Here is a 7186-nt window from a genome sequence, read left to right on the forward strand (position 1 = left end):
CGACCATGCCCCGACCCGCCGAGGCCCTGCTCGACGTGATCAGCGACTGGGGCGTGGACCGGCTGTTCACCTGCCCGGGCAGCACCGAGGCCGCCGTGCTGGACGCACTCGTCCTGCGCACCGACGTCGAACTGGTGCTCACCACCCACGAGGGCGTCGCCGTGTCGATGGCCGACGGGCTCGCCCGCGTCACCCGCCGTCCCACCGTGGCCTACCTGCACGCGAACGTCGGGCTGACCAATGGACTCAGCAATCTGGGCGCCGCCCAGCTCGCCTACTCCCCCGTCGTCGTGCTCAACGGGCTCAAGCCGTCGTCGATCCAGGCCCGGGAGGGCTTCACCACCGCCCGCCGGATGCGTGACCTCGTGCACCAGTACGTGAAGTCCGACTGGCAGTCGCTCACCGCCCCGGCGATCCCCGAGGACGTCAACCGCGCCTTCCGCACGGCCGTGACGGAGCCGGCGGGTCCGGTCTGGGTGGCGCTGAGCCAGGACCTGATGGAGAGCACCACCGACGTCGCCGTGCCGGACACGGCGTCCTACCGGTTCGACTCCCGGGTGCGGCCGGCGCCCGACGCCGTCCGCGCCGCGGCCGACCTGCTCGCCGCCGCCGAGCGGCCCGTCCTGGTGGCCGGCAGCGAGCTCGCCCGCGTCGGCGCCGTCGACGCCTTGGTGCGCCTCGCCGAACGGCTCGGGGCACCGGTCCTGCACGAGGACCGGCGCGGGTTCGAGCGCCCCGGTTTCCCGACCGACCACCCGCACTTCCGCGGCCAGTACGAGGTGGGGAACCCGCTGGTGCGCCGGGCCGACCTGCTCGCCTTCCTGGGCGCCCGCGTGTTCAACGAGTTCGAGCCCGCCCGCGTCCCCCCGCTGCCGGCCGGAGTGCCGGTCGTGCACAGCCACATCGACCCCAAGCACGTCGGGATGATCTACGGCGTCGACGCGGCGCTGATCGGCGACCAGCGACTGGTGCTCGAAGCCCTGTTCGACGCACTGCCCCCGGTCCCGTCGCGCGAGGTCCCACCGGCCGCGCCGGCCGTGCCCCGCACGCCGTCGGCGCCGGGCGGCCCGCTCCAGCCCGCGGACGTCGTCGACGTCATCACCGACTCGCTGCGCGGCTCGGCCATCGTCGGCGACGCCACCACCGCGGGCGGGATCCTGCAGCAGCGGGCGCACCAGCACACCGGCGACGACTACTTCGTCTCGACGTCGGGCTCGCTCGGGTGGGGCATGGGCGCCGCGCTCGGCATCGCGATGGGCATGCCGCACCGGCACGTCGCGGCGGTGCTCGGCGACGGCGTGTTCCAGTTCGGCCTGCCGGCCCTGTGGTCGGCGGCCCGCGGCGGCCTGCCCGTCACCTACGTGGTCATGAACAACCAGAGCTACGCCGCCGTCGGCGCGGCGCTGCGCCGCTACGGCGGCGAGGCGGTCGCGCGGCAGCGCTACCCCGGCGTGGACATCGCCGGCCCCCGGATCGCCGACATCAGCACCGCGTTCGGCGTGCCCGGTCGGCGGGTCGACAACCTCGCCGATCTGCGGGAGTGCCTCGACACCGCCCGCACGGTCGACCACCCCACCCTCGTCGAGGTGATGACCGACCCGGCGGCGTTCGGTCCCTAGCCGGCCAGCATCAGCGGCGGGCCGGCGTACCCATCAGCGCCCCAGCACGCGCCGGACGGCCGCCACGACCGAGGCGGCGTCGGGCAGGTAGGCGTCCTCCAGGCCGGGGCTGAGCGGGATCGGCTGGAACGGCGCCCCGACCCGTTCGACCGGGGCGTCGAGGTCGTCGAACGCCGCCTTCTGCACCGTGGCGGCGATCTCCGCGCCGAACCCGCCGTGCGCGACGGCCTCGTGCGCGACGACCAGGTGGTGGGTGCGCCGCACGGAGTCGAGCACCGCGGGCAGGTCCAGCGGGACCAGCGTGCGCGGGTCGACGACCTCCACCTCGACGCCCTCCGCGGCCAGTTGGTCGGCCGCGTCCAGCGACTCCGACACCATCCGCGACATCGCCAGCACCGTCACGTCCCGGCCCGGCCGCAGGGTCGCCGCCACGCCGATCGGCACCGGCTCGACGACCTCGGGCAGCTGCTCCCTGCGCGGGTAGAGGATCTTGTTCTCCACCACGACGACCGGGTCCGGGTCGGCGATCGCCGAGGCCAGCAGGCCGGCCGCGTCCACGGCCCGGCTCGGCATCACCACCTTCAGCCCGGGCACGTGGCACAGCCAGCTCTCCAGGCTCTGCGAGTGCTGCGCCGCGCCCCGCTGCCCGGCCCCGCCCTGGGTGCGCAGCACCATCGGCACGCCGAGCTGGCCGCCGGACATGAACCGGGCCTTGGCGGCCTGGTTGACCAGCTGGTCGAGGGCCAGGGTCAGGAAATCCACGTACATGATCTCCAGCACCGGGCGCAGCCCGGACTGGGCGGCGCCGATCGCGACGCCGCAGATCGCCGCCTCGCTGATCGGGGTGTCCAGCACCCGGCCGGCGCCGAACTCCTCGGCCAGGCCGGTGGTGACGGTGAACGGACCGCCCACCGAGACGTCCTCGCCCAGCACCACCACCGACGGGTCCGCGCGCATGGCGGTGGCCAGGGCCGCACCGATCGCCCGGGCGTAGGTGGTGATCACCGGCCGTACACCAGCGATGCGGCCAGGGCGGCGTCGGGGAACGGGCTCTCCCGGGCCGCCAGCACGGCCCGCTCCACCTCGTCGCGGGCGGCCCGCTCGAACCCGGGCAGCTCGTCCGGGTCGAGGCGACCGTCGCCGGTCGCCGCCCGCTGCAGGCGCGCGATGGGGTCGCGCTCGCGCCACTCGGCCGACGACACGGCCTCCCGGTAGCGGTCGGGGTCGCCCTCGTAGTGCCCGCGCAGCCGGTGGGTGAGGCACTCCAGCAACGCCGGCCCCTCCCCCGCCCGCACCGCCGGGAGCAGCCCGGCCACGGCGTCCCACACCGCGTCGACGTCGTTGCCGTCCACGGTGCCCCCGGCCAGCCCGAAGGGGGCGACCACGTCGCGGACCCGTTCCACCGGGGTGTGCGCCGAGCGCGGGCTGAACTCGGCGAAGCCGTTGTTCTCGCATACCAGTAGCACCGGCAGCCGCCACAGCGCGGCCAGGTTGACCGACTCGGCGAACAGGCCGGCCTGCACCGCGCCGTCGCCGAAGAACACCACCGCCACCGCGTCGCGGCCGGCCGCGCGCAGCGCCAGCGCGCTGCCCAGTGCCAACGGGATGTTGCCGCCCACCACCCCGGTGGCGCCCAGGAACCCGTGCTCGACGTCGACCAGGTGCATCGACCCGCCCATCCCCCGGCACAGCCCGTCGCGGCGGCCCATCAGCTCAGCCAGCGCGCGCGCCATCGACGCGCCCTTGGCCAGCGCGTGGCCGTGCGCCCGGTGCCCGCTGTAGACGGCGTCGGCGGTGCGCAACTGCCCGCAGACGGCGGCGGCCACGCCCTCCTGGCCGATCGAGAGGTGGATCAGCCCGTGCACCTCGTCGGCCCGCTTGAGCTGCCCGACGCGCTCCTCGAAGGCCCGGATGCGCCACATCATGGCCAGCACCGCCCGGGTCTGCTCGGCGTCCACGCTCAGACCCGGGTCCCGGAGTGTTCGACGACCCGGCGCACCGCGGCGACGACCTTCGCCTCGTCGGGCAGCACGTGCTCCTCCATCGGCCTGCTGTAGGCGATCCCCGCGTCCAGCCCGGTGACCTGCACGATCGGGGCGCGCAGCGCGTCGAACCCGGCCTCGGCCACCTCGGCGGCGAGCACCGCGGCGACCGAGGCGTGCCGGGTGGCCTGGTCGACCAGCACCAGCCGCCCGGTGCGCCGCACCGAGGCCAGCACGGTGGCGGTGTCCAGCGGGGCGATCGTGCGCGGGTCGATCACCTCGGCCTCGATGCCGTCGGCGGCCAGCGTCGCGGCCGCCGCCAGCGCCATCGGCACGGTCCAGCCGGTGGCGACCAGCGTGACGTCGGCGCCCGGCCGGCGGATCACGGCCTGCCCGAAGGGCACCAGGTGCTCGCCGTCGGGCACCTCACCGCGGTCCAGGGTCAGCAGGTAGTGGTGCAGGAACAGCACGGGGTTGTCGTCGCGGATCGCGGTGGCCATCAGCCCCTTCGCGTCGGCCGGGGTGGAGGGCAGGGCGACCTTCAGCCCGGGCACGCCCATGAACATCCCGTAGATCGAGCCGGTGTGCTGGCCCGCCCAGCCAGCGGTGAACCCGTAGCCGGCCTTGAGCACCATCGGCACCCGCACCCGCCCGCCGCTCATGTGGTGGAACCGGTTGCCCTCGTTGACCACCTGATCCATGGCGACCAGCAGGAACTCCGCCATCGTGGCGTCCACTACCGGGCGCATCCCGGCCAGTGCGGCGCCGACGGCCATCCCGATCTCGGCGGTCTCCGAGATCGGGGTGACCCGCACCCGGTTCTCGCCGTAGCGCTGCACGAACGGGTCGTCGGGTCGGCCGCCGACGCTCTGCCCGAGCAGCAGCACCCGCTCGTCGCGGGCCATCTCCTGGTCGATCGCCTCCATCACGGCGCCGATGTAGGTGGTCTCGTGGGTGCTCATGCCGGGGCCTCCGCGTACACGTGCTCCAGTGCGGCCGCCGGCTCCGGGAACGGGGCGGCCAGGGCGGTGTCGACCGCGTGCTGCATCTCCTCGGCGGCGTCCGCGGCGATCGAGCGGGCCGGCGCGTCGCCGAGCACGCCCGCGGCGACCAGCGCGGCCCGGAAGCGCGGCACCGGGTCGCCGCGCTTGGCCGCCTCGTACTCCTCGACCGCGCCGAACCGGGAGATCGCCTCGTGCTCCGGGTAGTGCAGCGGCACCCCCGGTGGGGCGATCGAGTTGCCGTGCGCGGAGAGGCGGTACACCCGCGACTCCACCAGCGTGGGTCCCTCCCCCGCCCGGGCCCGCGCGACGGCCGCCGACAGCGCGTCGTACACGGCCAGCGGGTCGCCGCCGTCGACGGTGACGCCGGGCATCGAGTACGCCTTGGCCTTGGTGGCCAGCGGCTCGCCGGCGGCGGCGTTCGCGTCCTCCTGCTCGGTGCGCACCCCCGCGCTGAAGCTGTTGTTCTCCAGGACGTAGACCACCGGCAGCTTCCACAGCGCGGCGATGTTGAGCGACTCGTGGAACGCGCCCTGCTTGCTGGCGCCGTCGCCGAAGAAGCCCAGGACGACGTCGCGGTCGCCGCGGATCTGCGCCGCCCACGCCGCGCCGGTGGCGTGCGGGATGCCCTGGCCGACGATGCCGGAGGTGCCCAGGAACCCGCGCTCGGGGTCGCACAGGTGCATCGAGCCGCCGTACCCCCCGCAGGTGCCGGTCGCCCGCCCGTAGATCTCGGCCATCATCGCGGCGGTGTCGCTGCCCAGCGCGATGGGGTAGCCGTGGCAGCGGTAGGTGGCGGTCAGCTGGTCGCCGGGGCGCAGCGCGGCCACCGACCCGACGATCGAGGCCTCGGCCCCGTCGGCCAGGTGGGTGTGCCCGCGGATCACCCCCGGGTGCTCGGCGAAGGTCCGCTTGACCCGCTCCTCGAACTCGCGGATGCGCACCATCTGCCGGTACAGCTCGACCAGCCGGTCGGGGGCCAGGCCCCGAGGATCGAACGCCGGGTCGGTCACGGGGTTCCTCCCTGTCCCGCGCCGGCCAGGTCGAGCTGGGCGCGGGTGGTCTCGACGGTGCGCCGGAACATCTCCGGCATCGGCAGGGCGCGCAGGTCGTCGGAGAGCACCTCGACCCCCCACGGGCCGCGGTAGCCCAGCCCGGTCAGCGCCCGGACGTAGCCGGGGATGTCGAACTCGCCCTCGCCGGGCAGCCGGCGGAACCGGGTGGTCTCCACGCTGTGGTCGGGCATGTCGGCGCGCATCCCGTCGCTGAGCTCGACGTAGCCGAGCAGGTCGGCCGGGACGGTGGCCAGCTCGTCGGGCGCGATCCGCATCTTGCCCAGGTGCCAGGTGTCCAGGGCGATCCCGCCGTTGGCGGCGCCGGCCCCACCCACGATCCGCACCACCGCCTCGATCGAGCCGGCGTTGACGTCGAAGGGCATCAGCTCGTAGGCCAGCGGCGCGCCGTGGCGTCCGGCCGCGTCCGCGCACAGCTCGGCGAAGGCCGTGGTGAGCTGGTCGAGCCCGGCCTCGGTGCGCTTGAGGTTGCCCAGCTTGATGTGGTGCGCGCCGAGCTCGGCCGCGGCGCCGAACAGCAGGTCGCGCTGCTGGTCGGAGGCGGTGCGCCGGGGGTCGCCGGGCGGGACGAACCAGTCGTTGAGGAACTCCAGCTCCAGCACCTCCAGCCCGTGGTCGACGAAGATCGAACGCAGCTCGGCGAGGCTGTGGGTCCGCAGCAGGTGCTCCAGGTCGGCGTGCCACAGGCCGAGCCCGCGCATCCCGACCCCGGCGGCCTCGGCGCAGCGCTCGGGCCAGCCGAACAGGCTCCACTCCCGGCCGGTGCCGATCTGCACCGGCCCGGCCGTGGTCCAGTACGAGCCGAGCACGTCGACGGTCATGGGACCTCCTCCTGCGGGTCGAGCACCAGGGCGAGGGGCTGGTCGAGCAGGGCGGTGAGCCGGGTGAGGAACCGGGCGGCGGTGGCCCCGTCGAGGACGCGGTGATCGCAGGTCAGCGCCACCGTCATCACCGAACGCACGACCACGGCGCCCTCGCGCACCACGGCGGTGTCGCGGGCGGCGCCCACGGCCAGGATCGCGGCCTGCGGCGGGTTGACCACCGCGGTGAACGCGCGGACGCCGAACGCGCCCAGGTTCGACACGGTGAAGCTCGCCCCGCCCAGCTCGGCGGGCGTGCACCGGCCGGCCCGGGCCCGCGCGGCGAGGTCGCGGGTGGCCGCGCCGACCGCGGACAGGCTGCGGGTGCCGGCGTCGGTGACGGTCGGGACGAGCAGCCCGTCGGGGGTGTCCACCGCCATCCCGACGTGCACCCGCTCGTGGGCGACGACCTCCCCGTCGCGCCACTCGGCGTTCACCGCGGGGTGCTCGCGCAGCGCCCGCCCGGCGGCGGTGACGACCAGGTCGGTCACCGTGGGCACGGCGGCCCCGGGGACCTCGGCGATCCGCGCCCGCAGCTCGGCGCAGCCGGTCATGTCGACCTCGGCCATGAGCACGAAGGTGGGGACCCCGCCCGCGGCGGCCAGCCGCTCGGCGGCGACGCGCTGGGCCCGGGTGCGCTCGACGACCGCG

At 75.1% G+C, this 7186-nt stretch carries 7 protein-coding genes; 1 reads left to right on the forward strand and 6 read right to left on the reverse strand.

The features are described 5' to 3' along the window. Nucleotides 1–5: 5 nt before the first annotated feature. A complete protein-coding gene (locus tag KIK08_RS08225) occupies nt 6–1619 on the forward strand; it encodes a thiamine pyrophosphate-binding protein (protein ID WP_214402415.1) in 1614 nt (537 codons plus the stop codon). 33 nt (nt 1620–1652) lie between these two features. Here KIK08_RS08225 and KIK08_RS08230 read toward each other — a convergent pair whose 3' ends face one another. From KIK08_RS08230 to KIK08_RS08255, 6 genes are all read right to left on the reverse strand, one after another. Then, nucleotides 1653–2624 carry an alpha-ketoacid dehydrogenase subunit beta gene (locus tag KIK08_RS08230; RefSeq protein ID WP_308257492.1) on the reverse strand — a complete coding sequence of 324 codons (972 nt, stop codon included), beginning with the start codon at nt 2622–2624 and terminating at the stop codon, nt 1653–1655. After that, nucleotides 2621–3577, reverse strand: coding sequence for a thiamine pyrophosphate-dependent dehydrogenase E1 component subunit alpha (locus tag KIK08_RS08235; protein ID WP_214402416.1), 957 nt, complete (start codon nt 3575–3577; stop codon nt 2621–2623). The genes KIK08_RS08230 and KIK08_RS08235 overlap by 4 nt, the downstream gene beginning before the upstream one ends. Before the next feature lie 2 nt (nt 3578–3579). After that, nucleotides 3580–4563 (reverse strand): alpha-ketoacid dehydrogenase subunit beta, encoded by a 984-nt coding sequence (locus KIK08_RS08240; protein ID WP_214402417.1) that lies wholly within the window; start codon nt 4561–4563, stop codon nt 3580–3582. Next, entirely contained in the window at nt 4560–5615 is a 1056-nt protein-coding gene (locus KIK08_RS08245) for a thiamine pyrophosphate-dependent dehydrogenase E1 component subunit alpha (RefSeq protein ID WP_214402418.1), read from the reverse strand. Before KIK08_RS08245 ends, KIK08_RS08240 begins: the two co-directional genes overlap by 4 nt. Further along, nucleotides 5612–6496, reverse strand: coding sequence for a sugar phosphate isomerase/epimerase family protein (locus tag KIK08_RS08250; RefSeq protein ID WP_214402419.1), 885 nt, complete (start codon nt 6494–6496; stop codon nt 5612–5614). The genes KIK08_RS08245 and KIK08_RS08250 overlap by 4 nt, the downstream gene beginning before the upstream one ends. Further along, nucleotides 6493–7186: 2-oxo acid dehydrogenase subunit E2 (locus KIK08_RS08255; protein ID WP_214402420.1), on the reverse strand; the 694-nt coding region annotated here is incomplete at its 5' end. The genes KIK08_RS08255 and KIK08_RS08250, both read right to left, overlap by 4 nt.

The organism is Pseudonocardia lacus (assembly GCF_018531445.1).
GTDB classification, from domain to species: domain Bacteria; phylum Actinomycetota; class Actinomycetes; order Mycobacteriales; family Pseudonocardiaceae; genus Pseudonocardia; species Pseudonocardia lacus.